13 protein-coding genes are annotated in these 18,204 nt (G+C 65.9%); 6 read left to right on the forward strand and 7 right to left on the reverse strand.

Annotation, left to right across the window (positions count from 1 at the left end):
- Window positions 1–2: 2 nt before the first annotated feature.
- From ACUDP5_RS06970 to ACUDP5_RS06985, 4 genes are all read left to right on the forward strand, one after another.
- Window positions 3–719 (forward strand): succinate dehydrogenase iron-sulfur subunit, encoded by a 717-nt coding sequence (locus ACUDP5_RS06970; RefSeq protein WP_183003823.1) that lies wholly within the window; start codon window positions 3–5, stop codon window positions 717–719.
- Between the two features lie 25 nt (window positions 720–744).
- Complete coding sequence (locus tag ACUDP5_RS06975) at window positions 745–1,005, forward strand: succinate dehydrogenase assembly factor 2 (protein WP_263910584.1); 261 nt, start codon at window positions 745–747, stop codon at window positions 1,003–1,005.
- Between the two features lie 19 nt (window positions 1,006–1,024).
- On the forward strand, window positions 1,025–2,335 hold the full coding sequence (locus ACUDP5_RS06980) for a citrate synthase (protein ID WP_006393556.1): 1,311 nt from the start codon (window positions 1,025–1,027) through the stop codon (window positions 2,333–2,335).
- Between the two features lie 124 nt (window positions 2,336–2,459).
- Window positions 2,460–3,572, forward strand: a complete 1,113-nt coding sequence (locus ACUDP5_RS06985) for a hypothetical protein (RefSeq protein WP_445658441.1) — start codon at window positions 2,460–2,462, stop codon at window positions 3,570–3,572.
- Between the two features lie 24 nt (window positions 3,573–3,596).
- Here the strand turns inward: ACUDP5_RS06985 and ACUDP5_RS06990 are convergent, their stop codons facing one another.
- The 3 genes from ACUDP5_RS06990 to mdeB all read right to left on the reverse strand — a co-directional run bounded on the left by ACUDP5_RS06990 (window position 3,597) and on the right by mdeB (window position 9,416).
- The gene (locus ACUDP5_RS06990) at window positions 3,597–4,049 is read right to left on the reverse strand and encodes a DUF2214 family protein (RefSeq protein WP_263910586.1); all 453 of its coding nucleotides are present in this window, start codon (window positions 4,047–4,049) and stop codon (window positions 3,597–3,599) included.
- 137 nt (window positions 4,050–4,186) lie between these two features.
- Window positions 4,187–6,484: an NADP-dependent malic enzyme gene (locus ACUDP5_RS06995; RefSeq protein WP_263910588.1), complete on the reverse strand. Its 2,298-nt coding sequence runs from the start codon at window positions 6,482–6,484 to the stop codon at window positions 4,187–4,189.
- 244 nt (window positions 6,485–6,728) lie between these two features.
- The gene (gene mdeB, locus ACUDP5_RS07000) at window positions 6,729–9,416 is read right to left on the reverse strand and encodes an alpha-ketoglutarate dehydrogenase (protein ID WP_445658442.1); all 2,688 of its coding nucleotides are present in this window, start codon (window positions 9,414–9,416) and stop codon (window positions 6,729–6,731) included.
- 296 nt (window positions 9,417–9,712) lie between these two features.
- Here mdeB and ACUDP5_RS07005 point away from each other — a divergent pair, with 296 nt between their 5' ends.
- Window positions 9,713–11,764: an OPT family oligopeptide transporter gene (locus ACUDP5_RS07005; RefSeq protein WP_445658443.1), complete on the forward strand. Its 2,052-nt coding sequence runs from the start codon at window positions 9,713–9,715 to the stop codon at window positions 11,762–11,764.
- 70 nt (window positions 11,765–11,834) lie between these two features.
- Here ACUDP5_RS07005 and ACUDP5_RS07010 read toward each other — a convergent pair whose 3' ends face one another.
- The 4 genes from ACUDP5_RS07010 to puuE form a co-directional block, all read right to left on the reverse strand.
- Complete coding sequence (locus tag ACUDP5_RS07010) at window positions 11,835–13,328, reverse strand: purine permease (protein ID WP_263910593.1); 1,494 nt, start codon at window positions 13,326–13,328, stop codon at window positions 11,835–11,837.
- Window positions 13,329–13,688: 360 nt separating this feature from the next.
- Window positions 13,689–14,918: a M20 family metallopeptidase gene (locus tag ACUDP5_RS07015; RefSeq protein WP_445658444.1), complete on the reverse strand. Its 1,230-nt coding sequence runs from the start codon at window positions 14,916–14,918 to the stop codon at window positions 13,689–13,691.
- 7 nt (window positions 14,919–14,925) lie between these two features.
- Window positions 14,926–16,707: a 2-oxo-4-hydroxy-4-carboxy-5-ureidoimidazoline decarboxylase gene (gene uraD, locus ACUDP5_RS07020; protein WP_263910597.1), complete on the reverse strand. Its 1,782-nt coding sequence runs from the start codon at window positions 16,705–16,707 to the stop codon at window positions 14,926–14,928.
- Between the two features lie 11 nt (window positions 16,708–16,718).
- Window positions 16,719–17,663 carry an allantoinase PuuE gene (puuE, locus tag ACUDP5_RS07025; protein ID WP_263910598.1) on the reverse strand — a complete coding sequence of 315 codons (945 nt, stop codon included), beginning with the start codon at window positions 17,661–17,663 and terminating at the stop codon, window positions 16,719–16,721.
- Between the two features lie 189 nt (window positions 17,664–17,852).
- On the opposite strand from puuE, the gene uraH reads away from it, so the two are divergent.
- Window positions 17,853–18,203, forward strand: a complete 351-nt coding sequence (uraH, locus tag ACUDP5_RS07030) for a hydroxyisourate hydrolase (protein ID WP_445658445.1) — start codon at window positions 17,853–17,855, stop codon at window positions 18,201–18,203.
- Window position 18,204 lies beyond the last annotated feature (1 nt).

Below are 18,204 nucleotides of genomic sequence, written 5' to 3' on the forward strand. Positions count from 1 at the left end.
CTATGAGCACCAAGAGAATCGTCAAGTTCGAAATCTACCGCTACGATCCGGACAAGGACGAGCGCCCGTACATGCAGAAGCTGGAAGTCGAACTCCAGCCCACCGACAAGATGCTGCTTGATGCGCTGGTGCGCATCAAGAACGACGTCGATGACAGCCTGGCGCTGCGCCGCTCGTGCCGTGAAGGCGTGTGCGGTTCCGACGCCATGAACATCAACGGCAAGAACGGCCTGGCCTGCACGACCAACCTTCGCGAACTGAAGGAACCCATCGTGTTGCGCCCGCTGCCGGGCCTGCCCGTCATCCGCGACCTGATCGTGGACATGACGCACTTCTTCAACCAGTACCACTCGGTTCGCCCGTACCTCATCAACGACACGCCGCCGCCCGAAAAAGAGCGCCTGCAGTCGCCCGAGGCCCGCGAAGAGCTGGATGGTCTGTACGAGTGCATCCTGTGCGCGTGCTGTTCCACTTCCTGCCCGTCGTTCTGGTGGAATCCGGACAAGTTCGTCGGCCCGGCCGGCCTGCTGCAAGCCTACCGCTTCATCGCCGACAGCCGCGACGAAGCCACGGGCGAGCGCCTGGACAACCTGAACGACCCGTTCCGCCTGTTCCGTTGCCACACCATCATGAACTGCGTCGACGTCTGTCCCAAGGGACTGAACCCGACCAAGGCGATTGGCAAGATCAAGGAACTGATGGTCCGTCGTACGGTCTAGTAGTGAATGTATTGAAGGTGTCACCATGAGCAGGCTTACTGAACTGGAACGGGCGCGTCTGCGTTGGCGGGCGCGCCGCGGCCTGCTCGAAAACGACTTGATCATTACCCGGTATCTGGACGCTTACGAGGCCGAACTTACCGACGATGATGTGGCCGCATTGACCCAGCTGTTCGAGATGGGAGACAACGACCTTCTCGACCTGCTGCTGGCCCGCAAGGAACTCGAAGGCGCCCTGGACACTCCCAGGCTTCGGGGCATTATTGGCCAGATGCGCGCACTGTGATTAATTGAGAGGAATGAACATGAACCTGTCTGACAAAAAAGCCACTCTATCCTTCTCGGATGGCAGCGCACCCATTGAGTTCCCTGTCTACAAGGGCACGGTCGGTCCGGATGTGATCGACATCCGCAAGCTGTACGGCCAGACGGGCATGTTTACGTTTGACCCCGGCTTCATGTCGACGGCTGCCTGCGAATCGGGCATCACGTACATCGACGGCGACAAGGGCGAACTGCTGTACCGCGGTTACCCCATCGAGCAATTGGCCGTCAATTGCGACTTCATGGACATCTGCTACCTGATCCTGAACGGCGAACTGCCCAACCAGGAACAGAAGGCCGACTTCGATTCGCAAGTGACCCATCACACGATGGTGAACGAGCAGCTGCACTTCTTCCTGCGTGGTTTCCGCCGCGACGCCCACCCGATGGCCGTCCTGACGGGCCTGGTGGGCGCGCTGTCCGCGTTCTACCACGACTCGACCGACATCACGAACCCGCAGCATCGCCACATCTCGGCCATCCGCCTGATCGCCAAGATGCCGACGCTGGTCGCGATGGCGTACAAGTACTCGCAAGGCCAACCGTTCATCTACCCGCAGAACGACCTGTCCTACACGGGCAACTTCCTGCGCATGATGTTCGCCACGCCGTGCGAAGACTACAAGGTGAACGAAGTCGTCGAGCGCGCGCTCGACCGCATCTTCATCCTGCACGCCGACCACGAGCAAAACGCCTCGACCTCGACCGTGCGCCTGTGCGGCTCGTCGGGCACCAACCCGTTCGCAGCCATCTCGGCCGGCGTCGCTTGCCTGTGGGGCCCGGCCCACGGCGGCGCCAACGAAGCGTGCCTGCAGATGCTCGAAGAACTGCAAGCCAACGGCGGCATCGCCAAGGTCGGCGAGTTCATGGAGAAGGTCAAGGACAAGAACTCGGGCGTGCGCCTGATGGGCTTTGGCCACCGCGTCTACAAGAACTACGATCCGCGCGCCAAGCTGATGCAGGAAACCTGCAAGGAAGTGCTCTCGGCCCTGGGCCTGGAAAACGACCCGCTGTTCAAGCTGGCCATGGAACTGGAACGCATCGCCCTGTCCGATCCGTACTTCGTGCAGCGCAAGCTGTACCCGAACGTGGACTTCTACTCGGGTATCGTCCAGCGCGCCATCGGCATCCCGACCTCGCTGTTCACGGCCATCTTCGCGCTGGCCCGCACGGTGGGCTGGATCGCCCAGTGGAACGAAATGCTGTCCGACCCCGACTACAAGATCGGCCGTCCGCGTCAGCTGTTCACCGGTTCGGTCACGCGCGACGTGCCCCCGATGGACAAGCGTTGATTCGCAGCCTGGCATGAACAAGAAACCGCCTTCGGGCGGTTTTTTGTTGCCCGCGTCTGGCGGGGCCTTGCCGGACGCGGCAGCGGCAGGATAGGGGCACGGTTTTGGCGATATCATTGCCGCCATGATTCCGATAGCGCTCCCTTCAGCTGGCTTCTACATCCTGCTTTCCTGCGGCTTTTTGGCCGGCCTGGTGTTGCTGGGCTGGCTGCTGGTCGTGGCGGTCAGTTCAGGCGCACGCCGCACGGTTCGCAAGTACTGGAAGACATCCAGCCTGGTGTTCCTGGTGCTGCTGGTGCCGTTCGCGTTCTATGCCTGGGTGCAGGCCGTGTTCTGGCAGGTCGGGCGCGAAAGCGACCGCGCCGAGGCCGCGCGCAAGGTCACGCTGGAGCAGCCGACGACGGTAGGGGGCATTCTCATGCCCACGGGCACACGGCTGAAACTGCAGGACGAAGGCCAGCTCGAGACCTACGTCGAGGCTCTCTTCCCACAGCCCGTGCCGATGTACGGTGTGCTGGCGTCAACCGCGACGCGCTATCTGGATTCCGATTACGACAAGGACACCTATGCCTTGCTGGGGCGTTACCCCCGCACGGTGCTTCTGCGCGGCACGGGCAGCCAGGCGGTGCTGGGGTGGCAATGCGACGCCACCCAGGACATCGAGATCGACGTGGCGCGCGACGGCGCCATGACTGCGTTGAACAAATGCGTGCTGGGCCAGGGCAACCGAGTCGAGCACCTGGACATCGCGCCGGGGTCCATCGTCTATGGTTCGACCGGCACCGTCTATACCGACGGCTCGAGGGATCCGGACCGCTGGCGCATCGAGGTCAAGGACCCCGTGGCGGTCAAGGTTTTCGGGCTGTCGCTGAGCAATCCCCGAATCTATCTGGATGAGGATCGGCACCTGTTCCGGGTCAGCGACGCGGAACTGGCTTGCCCGACGCAGCTGGGCGACCTGAGTTATGCCGCGGGCACGCAGGTCCAGACCATGCGGCGCGGCCGGGGCGATCAGCGCGAGCCATATCCCGGCGTGCTGGTTCTGAGCCCCTGGAATGGCCAGGTGGCCAAGCGCGCCGGCCAGCCGGACGTGCCCGAAGGCATGTCCGTGATGCAGACGCTGACGGGCGAGGTCGTGGGCATTGCCAAGAACGAGACCGTGGGCGTATTTCACTTCGCCACGTTCAGCGTCGGCGACCAGGCGCCGCAAACGCCGGTCCGCGCACGCTGCCCCTGAACTGAACGGGCAGCGGCGCGACGATTACAGGTGAATGCCACGCGCCATCAGCACGGCGAACAGCGGCAGGAAGATGAACAGGTGCGACTCGATCATGATCCAGCGCCGAGCGCGCTTGATGGCGGACGCATCGGGTACGAAGCCCGGCTGTTGACGCGCCTGCTTTGCCCACCGCAGAAAGGCGACGGTGGGCGGGGCCGAACAGAGGCCGATGATCACGAACAGCGTGATCTTGGCGTGAAACCATGGATTGCTCATGTAGAAGGCAGCGCCCTTGATGCCCAGGGTCAGGCGCAGCACGCCCGTGACCAGTACGGCGATCGCGCTGACCAGGTAGAGGCGGTCATAGACCACCAGGCGCTTTAACGCCGCGGGCGTGAGGTCGGGGCGCAGCAGCACCGCTTCGGCGGTCAGCACCACCACCAGCACGAAGATCGCCAGGTAGTGAAACCAGGCCAGGAAGGCGTCGAGCAGCATGGGAAGGCTCCAGGAAAAAAGGGTCAGCCCGATTTTTACCATCCGTCTTTGGATGGGGCCATCCCGCTGGCTTGCCGCAGGGAAAAAAAAGGCGCCCCGAGGGGCGCCTTTGCTACGCGTTCATCGCGGATGGGCGATCAGCGGCGCTTCTTGGCGGCTTCGGCGGCTTCCTGCTGCGCATCCACCACGGCCAGGGCCGTCATGTTGACGATGCGGCGCACGGTGGCGCTGGTCGTCAGGATGTGCACCGGGCGCGCGGCGCCCAGCAGGATCGGGCCCATCGCGACGCCATTGCTGCCGGTCATCTTCAGCATGTTGTACGTGATGTTGCCGGTGTCCAGCGTGGGCATGACGAGCAGGTTGGCCGGACCCTTCAGGGTGCTGTCCGGGTAGGCCAGCACGCGGATCTTTTCCGACAGGGCGGCGTCGGCGTGCATTTCGCCGTCGACTTCGAGGTCGGGCGCGCGGTCCTGCACCATTTGGCGCGCAGCGGCCATCTTGCGCGACGATTCCGTGACGCGGCTGCCGAAGTTCGAGTGCGACAGCAGGGCGATCTTGGGCACCACGCCGAAACGCAGCATTTCGTCGGCAGCCTGGATGGTGATGCTGGCGACTTCCTCGGCCGTCGGGTTCTCGTTGACGTGGGTGTCGGTGATGAACAGCGTCTGGTCGGGCAGCATCAGCACGTTCAGGGCGGCGTAGGTCTGGCCTTCCTTCTTGCCGATGATTTCGTCGATGTACTTGAGCTGGTTGTCGTACTTGCTGGCCACGCCGCACAAGAGCGCGTCGGCATCGCCACGGCGCAGCAGCATCGCGCCGATCAGCGTGTTGTGCTTGCGGATCATCGCCTTGGCGATGGCCGGCGTGACGCCTTCGCGGCCCTTGAGCTGGTAGTAGGCGTTCCAGGTTTCGTTGAAGCGGCTGTCGTCTTCGGGATCGACGATTTCGAAGTGCTGGCCGGCGATCAGGCGCAGGCCGAACTTCTTGATGCGCATCTCGATGACGGACGGGCGACCGATCAGGATCGGGAAGGCCAGCTTTTCATCGGCCACGGTCTGCACGGCGCGCAGCACGCGTTCGTCTTCGCCATCGGCGTAGATGACGCGCTTGGGCGCTTTCTTGGCCTGGGCGAACAGCGGACGCATCAGCTGGCCCGAGTGGTACACGAAGCCCATCAGCTTCTGGCGGTAGGCTTCGATGTCTTCGATGGGGCGGGCGGCCACGCCGGAATCGGCGGCGGCCTGGGCCACGGCCGGGGCGATCTGGACGATCAGGCGCGGGTCGAACGGCTTGGGAATGATGTAGTCCGGGCCGAATGCGAGTTCCTGGCCGGCATAGGCGCGGGCCACTTCGTCGTTCTGTTCGGCCTGGGCCAGTTCAGCGATGGCCTTCACGCACGCCAGCTTCATTTCTTCGGTGATGCGCGAAGCGCCGGCATCCATGGCGCCGCGGAAGATGAAGGGGAAGCACAGTACGTTGTTGACCTGGTTCGGGTAGTCAGAACGGCCGGTGGCGATGATGCAGTCGGGGCGCGCGGCCTTGGCGACTTCCGGGCGGATTTCCGGTTCCGGGTTGGCCAGCGCCAGGATCAGCGGGCGGTCGGCCATGGTCTTGACCATGTCGGCGGTGAGCACGCCAGCGGTGGAGCAGCCCAGGAAGACGTCGGCGCCGTTGACCACGTCGGCGAGCGTGCGCGCGTCGGTCTTTTGCGCGTAGCGCTTCTTGTTGGCTTCCATGTTTTCATCGCGGCCTTCCCAGATGACGCCGCGCGAATCCACCACGTAGATGTTCTCGCGCTTGACGCCCAGGTGCACCAGCAGGTCCAGGCAGGCGATGGCGGCAGCGCCCGCGCCGGAGCACGCCAGCTTGACCGAGCCGATGTCCTTGTTCACGACCTTCAGGCCGTTCAGGATGGCGGCCGACGAGATGATGGCGGTGCCGTGCTGGTCGTCGTGGAAGACGGGGATCTTCATGCGCTCGCGCAGCTTCTTCTCGATGTAGAAGCACTCGGGCGCCTTGATGTCTTCGAGGTTGACGCCGCCCAGCGTGGGTTCCAGCGCCGCGATGATGTCGACCAGCTTGTCGGGGTCGTTCTCGGCCAGTTCGATGTCGAACACGTCGATGCCGGCGAACTTCTTGAAGAGGCAGCCCTTGCCTTCCATCACGGGCTTGGCGGCCAGCGGGCCGATGTTGCCCAGGCCGAGCACGGCGGTGCCGTTGGTGATCACGCCCACCAGGTTGCCGCGCGAGGTGTACTTGGACGCGGCGTCGTCGCCCTGGTCGAAGATGGCCATGCAGGCGGCCGCCACGCCGGGCGAGTACGCCAGCGACAGGTCGTCTTGGTTGGCCAGGGGCTTGGTCGGGGTGACCGAGATTTTGCCGGGGGTGGGATAGGCGTGGTAATCCAACGCCATTTTGGTGAGGGTTTCGTCCATGGGATACAGCCTTTTCGGCGCTAACTTTGGAGGGTGAAAACGGAAAGCAAAAAGCGGGCTCTCGGCCCGCCGTATTCTTTGGGAAATGCTTAGGGAACACCCGTATTTCAACAGAAAGCGGCGCCAATTGGTTGCTGCACCGCAGCGAGCGTGCGATTTTGATCAAGCCGCGCCGCTTTCGCCGTGTGGCGGCGAATGAGAAAAAAGCCCTGGTCGGGGCTTTTTTCCTTCGCCTTTCAGGGGCTTATTGCGCCCAGGGCGGATTGGTCCGAGATTCGGCGTGAAGCGTCTTGCGCAGCGTGGCCGCCTGGTCCTGGCGGTCCAGGCTGTCCAGCGCGTGCAGCACGATCCAGTCGGCGCTGACTTCGAAGAAGTCGCGCAACTGGGCGCGCGTGTCGCTGCGCCCGAAGCCGTCGGTGCCCAACGTGCGGTAGGGGGCCGGGACCCAGGCGCGGATCTGTTCCGGCACTGCGCGCACGTAGTCGCTGGCGGCCACCACCGGGGCGTTGCTGTCGCCCAGGCAGGTGCGCACCCAGTCCGCGTCCGGGGCGGCGTCCAGGCCCAGCACGCGGGCGCGCTCGGCCTGGCGGCCGTCGCGGGCCAGTTCGGAAAAGCTGGTCACGCTCCAGACTTCGGCATCCACTCCATAGTCGTCGCGCAGGCGGTCGGCGGCCAGCTCGGCTTCGCGCAGCATCGGGCCAGCGCCCAGCAACCGCACCTGCGCCTGCTTGCGGGCGGCACGCAGGCGATACATGCCGCGCAGGATGCCCTCTGCCGCGTTGCCTTCCTGCGGCAGGTCGGGCTGCGCCAGGTTTTCGTTGGTGACGGTCAGGTAGAAGAATTCGTCGCGCTGCTCGTCCAGCATGCGGCGCATGCCGTATTCGACGATGACGGCCACCTCGTAGGCGTAGGCCGGATCGTAGGCCCGGCAGTTCGGCACCGTGGCCGCCACGATGTGGCTCGATCCGTCCTGGTGTTGCAGGCCTTCGCCGCCGAGCGTGGTGCGGCCCGAGGTGGCGCCGACGAGAAAGCCGCGGGTGCGCTGGTCGGCAGCCGCCCAGATCAGGTCGCCGATGCGCTGGAAGCCGAACATCGAGTAATAGATATAGAAGGGCAGCATCGGCAGGCCGTTCACCGAGTAGCTGGTGCCCGCGGCCGTCCACGACGAAATGGCACCGGCTTCGGTGATGCCTTCTTCCAGGATCTGGCCGTCGCGCGCTTCGCGGTAGTACAGCACCGAGCCGATGTCCTCGGGTTCGTACAGCTGGCCTTGCGCCGAATAGATGCCGATCTGGCGGAACAGGTTGGCCATGCCGAAGGTGCGGGCCTCGTCGGCCACGATGGGCACGATGCGCGAGCCGATCTCGGGATCTTTGAGCAGCGCGGTCAGCATGCGCACGATGGCCATGGTGGACGACATTTCCTTGCCGTCGGCGGCCAGCGCGAAACGCGCCCATTGCTCGACCGCCGGCGGCGCCAGGCGCGGCGCCTCGGTGTTGCGGCGGGGGATGTGGCCGCCCAGGGCGTCGCGGCGGGCTTGCAGGTGGCGCAGTTCGGCGCTGTCGTCGGCCGGTCGGTAGAACTTCAGCGCCAGGCAGTCGGCATCGGAAATCGGCAGGGCGAACCGGTCGCGGAACGCCAGCAGCGCCTCGTCGTCCAGTTTCTTCTGCTGGTGGGTGGTCATCTTGCCCTGGCCCGCCGCGCCCATGCCGAAGCCCTTCTTGGTCTGCGCCAGAATCACGGTGGGCTGGCCGCGGTGGTGCGCGGCGCGGTGGTAGGCGGCATGGATCTTGACCATGTCGTGGCCGCCGCGATGCAGGCGGTCGATGGCGTCGTCGGACCAGTCGGCCACCAGCGCGGCCAGCTCGGGATTCTGGTTGAAGAAGTGGGCACGGTTGAAGGCGCCGTCGTTGGCGGCGAAGGTCTGGAACTGGCCGTCCACCGTGTTGGCGAAGGCGCGCGCCAGGGCGCCCGTCGTGTCGCGCCGCAGGAGGGCGTCCCAGTCGCTGCCCCAGACCAGCTTGATGACGTTCCAGCCGGCGCCCGCGTACAGGGTTTCCAGTTCATCGATGATGCGCCCGTTGCCGCGCACCGGGCCGTCCAGGCGTTGCAGGTTGCAATTGACGACGAACACCAGGTTGTCGAGCTTTTCGCGGGCGGCCAGGGTCAGGGCGGCGATGGATTCGGGCTCGTCCATTTCGCCGTCGCCGAAGATGCCCCAGACCTTGCGGTCGCCGCCGGGCACCAGTGAGCGGTGCTCCAGGTAGCGCATGAAGCGGGCCTGGTAGATGGCGTTGATGGGGCCGATACCCATCGACCCGGTGGGAAATTGCCAGAAGTCCGGCATCAGCCATGGATGCGGGTACGACGACAGGCCGCGCAGGCCGCGCGAGGTGGCGGTGATTTCCTGGCGGAAGTGCGCCAGGTCGTCTTCCTTCAGGAATCCTTCCAGGTAGGCGCGGGCGTACACGCCCGGCGCCGAGTGAGGCTGCATGTAGACCAGGTCGCCCGGGCCTTCCGGTGTCGACGCGCGGAAGAAATGGTTGAAGCCCACTTCGAACAGGTCGGTCGCCGAGGCGTAGCTGGCGATGTGGCCGCCCAGTTCGCCGTGCGCCTGGTTGGCGCGCACCACCATGGCCAGCGCGTTCCAGCGGTTGATGCGGGCAATGCGCTCTTCGACGGCCAGGTTGCCGGGAAAGGGCGGTTCCTGGTCGGCGGGAATGGTGTTCAGGTAGGCGGTGCGCGTCTGGCTGTTGGCGCGCAGGCCCAGCGAGGCGGCGTGGCCCAGCAGGTTGTCCAGCACATAGCCCGCCCGGTCGGCGCCCGAGGCCTCGACCAGGGACTGCAGGCCGTCACGCCACTCGGCGGTTTCGGCAGGGTCGGCGTCTTGCCGAAGGTCTTGCCCGACGGGCGAATGGCTGGCGTCACACATGATGGTTTTGTCTCCTTGTAGCGTCCATGCTAGACCTGTCCCAGGGGCATGGGTTATCAAAACCTGGGGAAGAAACCCTGGCTTTCAGCATAATCGGTTGCCGATATCCTGGTCGGCGGCAGGATCTGCTGCCGGATGCCACTTACGGCTGGTGACCACCCGGTGGACGTTCAGGCGCTAGAATTCGCGCTTCAGAAAAAACAAACCGGCAACCAACAGGGCGGACACGCCCTGATAGCCGGGGTGCGCCCATCCTTGCTGGCGGGTCGCGTCCCGGCCAGTAAAGGGAGACTTCCATGACTGAACCCACCCGCGTCCCGGCTGAGGTCACGCTACCGGAACTGACGTTCCGCGGCGTGCTGCTGGGCGCGCTGATCACCATCATCTTCACCGCCTCCAACGTATTCCTGGGCCTGAAAGTCGGCCTGACGTTTTCGTCGGCCATTCCGGCGGCGGTGATTTCCATGTCGGTGCTGCGCCTGTTCAAGGACGCCAACATTCTTGAAAACAACATGGTGCAGACGCAGGCCTCGGCGGCCGGCACGCTGTCCTCCATCATTTTCATCCTGCCCGCCCTGGTCATGATGGGCCACTGGCAGGGCTTTCCGTTCTGGCAGACCCTGGGCATCTGCGCCGCGGGGGGCATGCTGGGCGTGATGTTCACGATTCCGCTGCGCCACGTGATGGTGGTGCAGAGCGACCTGCCGTATCCCGAAGGCGTGGCCGCGGCCGAGATCCTGCGCGTGGGCAGCGCCGAACGCGCGCAGGACGCCGCGCAAGAAGCCGGGCGCGCGCCGGCCAGGCCGGCGGCCACCGGCATGGGCGATATCGTCAGCGGCGGCGTGGTGGCGGCGGCCGTCAGCTTCGCCGCCAGCGGCCTGCGGGTGCTGGGCGACGGCGTCAGCGGCTGGTTTTCGCTGGGCGGGGCCGTGTTCCGGTTGCCGATGGGCTTTTCGCTGGCGCTGCTGGGGGCGGGTTACCTGATCGGCATCGTGGCCGGCCTGGCGATGTTGGTCGGGCTGCTGATCTCGTGGGGCATCGCGGTGCCCATCCTGACCGCCATGGCCGACATTCCCGCCAATATGTCGCTGGAAAAATTCGCCACCGGCCTGTGGGCCTCGCAGGTGCGCTTCATTGGCGCCGGGGTGATCGGCGTGGGCGCGATCTGGACGCTGGCCACGCTGTTCATGCCGATGGCGCGCGGCGTCAAGGCGTCGTTCTCGGCGCTGACCCGCGCGGGCGCGGCCCGTGCCGGCCAGGCGCCGCGCACCGAGCGTGACCTGTCGGCGGGCTGGATCTCGGTGGTCACGCTGGTGCTGGTGGCGGTGTTGGTCATCACGTTCCAGGTGTTCCTGACGGGGGCGCCGCTGTCGGCCACCGCGGTCTGGAAGCTGGTGGCCTACGCGGTGCTGTTCGCCTTCGTGTTCGGCTTCCTGGTGGCAGCCGCCTGCGGCTACATGGCGGGCCTGGTGGGCTCGTCGACCAGCCCGATCTCGGGCGTGGGCATCGTGGCCATCGTGCTGGTGTCGCTGCTGATGCTGGCCCTGGGCGGCGAGCTGCTGGCGGTGCAGAACGGCGTGCAGATGGCGATCGCGCTGGCGATCTTCAGTACGTCTGCCGTGGTGGCGGTGGCGTCCATTTCCAATGACAACCTGCAAGACCTCAAGACTGGCTGGCTGGTGGGCGCCACGCCCTGGCGCCAGCAGGTGGCGCTGCTGATCGGCTGCGTGGTGGGGGCGGCGGTGATTTCGCCGGTGCTGGAACTGCTCTACAACGCCTACGGCTTTGCCGACGCCATGCCGCGCGAAGGCATGGACCCCGGCCAGGCGCTGTCGGCGCCGCAGGCGACCCTGATGCTGGCGATTGCGCGCGGCATCTTCACGCACCAATTGAACTGGACCATGATCCTGATCGGCATGGCGGTGGGCGTGGCGCTGATTGCGGTGGATGAAGTCTTGAAGCGCACCTGCAAGGTGGCCCGCATTCCGGTGTTGGCGGTGGGCATCGGCATCTACCTGCCGCCCACGGTGGCCGCGCCCATCGTCGCCGGCGCGGTGCTGGCCTGGCTGCTGGAGCGCGCACTGCGCCGCCGCGCCCAGGCTGCGGGCAAGCCCTACGAGCAGTTCGCCGATGCGGCCAACCGCCGCGGCGTGCTGATTGCCTCGGGCCTGATCGTGGGCGAAAGCCTGGTGGGCGTGGTGATGGCCGCCATCATCGGCGCCGCGGGCACCGACGCGCCGCTGGCGATTGCCGGCGAAGGCTTTGCCCGCACGGCGTCGTTCCTGGGGCTGGCGGTGTTTGCTGCGGTGGCGGTGCTGTTCTGGCGCCGCGTGATGCGTTTGGCGTAGACCGGCAGCGCAGCAAGAAGAGGGGCGGCGCGGGATGGCTGCGCCGCGCCCATCCCCGCAATGGCCGGCGTCAGTGTTTTTCGGCTTGCAGCGCCGCCGCAATGACGGCGCGTTCGTCGCAGGCGGCGCCGTTCAGGAAGGCATTGAGCAGCACGGCCGATATCGATGCCAGCAAAATGCCGGATTCCAGCAGCGTATGCAGCGAGTGCGGCAGCCACTGTTTGAAGTCGGGCGCGATCAGCGGCACCATGCCGATGCCGATCGACACCGCCACGATCATGGCGTTGTGGCGATTGCCCTTGAAATCCACGCCGGACAGAATGCGGATGCCGGTCGCGGCCACCATGCCGAACATGACGATGCCCGCGCCGCCCAGCACCACCGTGGGCAGCGATTCCACCAGCGCGGCCATCTTGGGCAACAGGCCCAGCACGATCAGGATCACGCCGCCGGCCACGCAGACATAGCGGCTTTTCACGCCGGTCACGGCAACCAGCCCGACGTTCTGCGAAAAACTGGTGTACGGAAAGGTGTTGAACACGCCGCCGATCACGGTGCCCAGGCCGTCGGTGCGCAAGCCCCGGGCCAGGTCCTGCTGGCCGACCTTGCGGCCGGTCATTTCGCCCAGCGCCAGGAACATGCCGGTGGACTCGATCATCACGACCACCATGATCAGCGACATGCTGAGGATCAGCATCGGGTCGAATTGCGGCATGCCGAAGTGAAACGGCAGCACCACGTCGACCCATTCGGCGCGGCCGACTTTCTCGAAGGTCATGATGCCCAGCGCCGACGCGGCCACCGCGCCGATCACGATGCCCAGCAGCACCGAAATATTGGCGACGAAACCGCGCCCATACTTGACGATCAGCAGGATGGTCAGCAGTACCAGCGCGGCCACGGCCAGCCCGGCCGGATCGGCATAGCGCGGGTTCAGCATCGACGGCATGATGGCAAAGCCTTGCGGCACGGGCGGTAGCGGGCTGCCCGGTGACGTGGCCTGCGCCAGCCACTGCGCGTAAGCCGGATCGACGATGACCGGCGCAGTCGGCCCGGCGGGATTGCCGAAAATCCAGTTGATGCCCACGCGCATCAAGGTGATGCCGATGAGCGTGATGATGGTGCCGGTGACCACGGGCGGGAAGAACCGCAGCATCTTGCTGATCAGCGGTGCGATCAATATGGACACGATGCCTGCGCCGATGATGGTGCCAAAGAGGGTCTGCGCGCCCGCCGCGCCCGGATGGGCGTTGGCCATCGCCACCATGGGGGCCACCGACGCGAATGTGACGCCCATCATCACCGGCAGCTTGATGCCGAACCACTGCGTGGCGCCCAACGCCTGGATCAGCGTGACCAGGCCACAGCAGAAGAGATCTGCGGAAATCAGCATCGCGACTTCGGCGGGCGACAGGTTCAGGGCACGGCCGACGATGAGCGGCACCGCCACGGCGCCCGCATACATCACCAGCACATGTTGCAGACCCAGCGCCGCGAGCTTGCCGGCAGGCAGGCGCTGGTCGACGGGATGAACCTCGGGGGACACGCGGGATGCAGCCTGCATAGCCAAATCTCCTGGCGGAGTAGGGAGTCGGTCGGGGAGAATTCCTGTGATGCCTGAATGTGTACCGAAAATGTATACAAAACAAATGGCGGGCTGAATAGAGGAAAACCCGGTGCAGATGAGGGGGCGGCGGTGCGGGGAAGCTGCGGCTTGTTTTGACGCGGGCAGCGCGCCAGTGCGCCGCCCGCGGACGGGCGGGTGAGGCAGGCAGAGCGTTTGAAGCGTGGCGGCTCGCCGGCCCGCTTCAACTGGCCGGCGATCGGCCGGATCGGTCGGTCAGACCCTTTGGGTCAAACCTTGTGGGTCAGATCCTCTTGGTCAGGCCATGTCGGACAGCGCCTGCCGATCGGATCCTGGCCGTCAGGCCGGCCGGAGCAAGTCGGCCAGCGTACGGGCGATGACCTTGGTGGCGCGCCGCAGGTCTTCGAGCACGACGCGTTCGTCGTTGCGCTTGGCGTGCGATTCGAGCACCGTGCGCGGGCCCGCGCCGTAGATCACGCCGGGAATGCCGGCTTCGGCATACAGCCGCACGTCGGTGTAAAGCGGCGTGCCCATCGCGGGTATCGGCTCGCCGAAGATGGCTTCGCCGTGCTTCTGGATGGCGCTGACGAGCGGTTGGTTGCCGGGCAGGGGACGCATGGCGTTGGCCAGCAGCAGGCGCTTGATCTCGACCGTGATGCCGGGCGATTGTGCGGCGGCTTCCTGGATGATGCGGCGGATGTCGGCCTCGACGTCGGCCGCGTTCTCTTCGGGGATCATGCGGCGGTCGAGTTTGAAGCTGACCTTGCCCGGCACCACGTTGGTATTGGTCCCCCCTTCAATGCGTCCGATATTCAGGTAGGGGTGGCTGATGCCCGGCACCTGCGAGGTGACCTGCTGGTAAAGCGTGTTCTGTGCATACAGCGCATTCAGGATCTTGACTGCGCCCTGCAGCGCGTCCACGCCGCTGGCCGGAATGGCGGCATGGGCCATCTTGCCGTGCACCGTCACTTCCATTTGCAGGCAGCCGTTGTGTGCGGTGACGACTTCGTAGCTGAAGCCGGCCGCGATGAGCAGGTCGGGCCGGGTCAGGCCCTGGCCAAGCAGCCAGCCGGGGCCGAGCAGGCCGCCGAATTCTTCGTCATAGGTGAAGTGCAGTTCGACCGCGCCATGGCTGGGCCGGGCCACGGCTTCCAGCGCGCGCACGGCGAAGGTGAAACTGGCGAAGTCGCTTTTGCTGACCGCGGCCGCGCGACCATAGAGGCTGCCGTTGTCGATCTCGGCACCATAAGGGTCGTGCTGCCAGCCGTCGCCTGGCGGCACGACGTCGCCGTGCGCATTGAGCGCCACGCGCAGGCCGGGGCCGTACTCGCGCCGCACGATCAGGTTGGTGATGGATTGCAGGCCGTAGTCGTGAACTTCCTGGGCGGGCACGGCATGGGCTTCGGCGTCGAAGCCGAAGTCTTGCAGGAGTTCGGCGGTGCGCACGGCGTGTGGCGCGTTGTTGCCGGGCGGCGTATCGGTGGGCACGCGCACCAGGGATTGCAGGAAGCGGACTTCTTCGTCGAAGTGGGCATCGACCCAGGCGTCGAGGCGGGCGTAATCTGTCATGGGGTGTTCAGCGGGATGAGAGGTCGTGGGCAAGATCGTCCAGCAGGCCTTGCATGGCAAGCGCAGCCAGCTGCATGTCGTCTCGGGTGGTGGATTCGCGGGGGTTATGGCTGATGCCGGCGTTCTGGCCGCGCACGAACAGCATGGCTTGCGGCATGACCTCGTGCAGCTTCATGGCATCGTGGCCGGCGCCGCTGGGCATGCGGTGCACGGGCACGCCCAGGGCATCCACGGCGCGCTCCCAGCGTTGCTGCCAGTCGGGCGCGCTGGGCGCGGCCGAGGCGCGCATGGTTTCCTCGAGCGTGTAGCGCACGCCGCGCCGCTCGCAGATGGCCGCCAGTTCGGCCAGCACATCATTGACCAGGGCATCGCGCTGCGGATCGCTGGGCGCGCGCAGATCCAGGCTGAAGCGGCATTCGCCGGGCACCACGTTGATCGAGCCGCTGGGCACTTCCAGCATGCCGATGGTGCCGACCGAATCGCCGTCGCGGGCCGCGCGCCGTTCGAGATACAGCGCCAGTTCGGCGGTGGCCGCCGCCGCATCGCGGCGCCGGTTCATGGGCGTGGTGCCGGCGTGGCAAGCCACGCCCAGCACCTGCACCTGGTAGCGCACGCTGCCATTGATGGACGTGACGATGCCCAGCGGCAGCCCCATTTCGTACAGCACGGGTCCCTGTTCGATGTGGACTTCGATGAAGCCGAGGTAACGGCTGGCATCGCGGCGCAGCTTGGGGATGTCGTCGATGCACAGGCCGGCGTGCTGCATGGCGTCGCGCAGGGTGATGCCTTGCGCGTCTTTCTGGTCCAGCCACTGCGGCTTGAAATCGCCGATGAGTGCCCCCGAGCCGAGGAAGGTGGCGCGGTAGCGCTGGCCTTCTTCTTCGGCAAAGCCGATGACTTCAAGGTGGCAGGGCAGACGCCGGCCCTGGCGATGCAGCTCGCGCACGCAGGCCATCGGTACGAAGATGCCCAGCCGGCCATCGTATTTGCCGCCGTTGCGCACGGTGTCGTAGTGGCTGCCGGTCATCAGGGTGAGGGCGTCGGGCCGATCGGCGTGATAGCGCCCCACCACGTTGCCGACGGCGTCGATTTCGACTTCGTCGAAGCCGCAATCGCGCATCCAGTGCGAGATGCGCTGCGCGCAGGCGCGATGCGCGTCGGTCAGGTAGGTGACGGTGAGCTGGCCCTTTTCGGCGTAGCCGGGGTCGCTGTGGGCGGCCAGGCGTTCCTGCCAGTCCCAGATGTCGTTGCCCAGCGTCAGGTCCTGGGCGAACTTGTCGGCCAGGCGCAATTGCGCGATGCGATGGATCTGGCGCAGGGCTTCGTCGCGCTCGATGTCGGGCGGGTTGTCCAGCCGGCGCGCGAATTCGTCGATGATCTGCGTGCGGGTGAGACCGGTGCCGCGCGCCCCGCGCACGGCCAGGATGAACGGGAAGCCGAAGCGGGCGTTGTAGTCGGTGTTCAGTTGCTGCAGCCGTGCGAATTCTTCAGGCGAACACTGGGTGAGGCCCGCCTGCGTCTGTTCGTTCGTCGATTCAGCGGTCAGGTCCTGGCGCAGCGTGGCGCGGCCGGCCAGTTCCGGGTGAGCGCGGATCAGCGCCAGGCGCGCATCCCACGGTGCGGCGTCGACGGCGCGCTGCAATTGGTCCTGCAGGTGCGCGAGCGATCGGAAAGGGCGGGCGGCAAGCGCCTGGCGCGCGATCCAGGGCGAATGCTCGTACACGCCGTCGAGCATTGCGCAAGCCGCATCGGGCGCGGCGGCATTGAGTTGTTCCAGGGTAAGGGCCATGGTGGCGGGGCTCAACGGTTGGGGGTGTAGGGATGAACGGTCTTCCAGTGCCGGGCGATATCCAGCCGCCGGCACACCCAGACGCGGTCGTGCCGGGCGATGTGGTCCAGGAAGCGTTGCAGCGCGGTGATGCGACCCGGGCGCCCGAGCAGGCGGCAGTGCATGCCGATGCTGAGCATCTTGGGCGCTTCGTCGCCTTCGGCATAAAGCGCGTCGAAGCTGTCTTTCAGGTACTGGAAGAAGGGGTCCGCATGCGAGTACCCCTGCGGCAGCGCGAAGCGCATGTCGTTGCAATCCAGCGTATAGGGCACGATCAGTTGCGGCGCGACGCTGCCGTCGGTCTTTTGCACCTGCATCCAGAAGGGCAGGTCGTCACCGTAGTAATCGCTGTCGTATTCGAAGCCGCCGTAGTCGGCCACCAGGCGGCGGGTGCGCGGGCTGTCGCGCCCGGTGTACCAGCCCAGCGGGCGCTGGCCGGTGAGCTGGGTGATGGCGTCCATGCCCAGCCGCATGTGTTCGCGTTCGGTGGCTTCGTCGACGTTCTGGTAGTGAATCCAGCGCCAGCCGTGGCAGGCGATTTCGTGGCCGAGTTCGACGAAGGCCGCGGTCAGTTCGGGGTGGCGTTGCAAGGCCATGCCGACGCCGAAGACGGTCAGCGGCAACTGGCGCTTTTCGAATTCGCGCAGGATGCGCCAGACACCGACCCGCGACCCGTATTCATAGATGCCGTCCATGCTGACGTGGCGGTCGGGGTAGCTGGCCGGATTGAACATCTCGGACAGGAACTGTTCGGACCCGGCGTCGCCATGCAGGACATGGTTTTCGCCGCCTTCTTCGTAGTTCAGCACGAACTGCACGGCGATGCGTGCGCGGTCGGGCCATTGCGCATGCGGCGGGTTGCGGCCGTAGCCGACCAGGTCGCGGGGGTAGGGCAGCGTGGAATCGTAGAGGGCCATGGCGGGTGAGGCTTGGGGCCGGCGGGCACCGGCGGCGGTTGATCTGGGCGGGCTGGCCGAGCGGCCAGCGCCGTATCGTTCATGATGGGCTAAACGATAGCTGGAAAGCAAGAACGTGTATACAATTTCTGTACATCATCCAGGATAACCATGAGACGGCCGGGTACCGCCCCGGCACCAGGAGACACCATGGGCTTGACCACGCACGTACTCGATACCATGCACGGCTGCCCGGCCGCCGGCATGTCGGTGGCGCTGTATGCCACGGATGGCGACGCGGCCACGCCGATCAGCCGCCACACCTTGAATGCCGACGGCCGTACGGCCGGCCCGCTGTTTGCCGATGGCGACCTGAAGGCCGGCACCTATCGCCTGGTCTTCTACGTGGCGGGCTACTTCAAGGCGCGGGGCGTGGCCCTGCCCGAACCCAACTTCCTCACCCGCGTCAGCCTGGACTTCGGCGTGGCGCATCCCGACCAGCACTATCACGTGCCGCTGCTGGTCAGCCCCTGGAGCTACTCCACCTATCGCGGCTCCTGAG

This window comes from Achromobacter sp. NCFB-sbj8-Ac1-l (assembly GCF_052695805.1).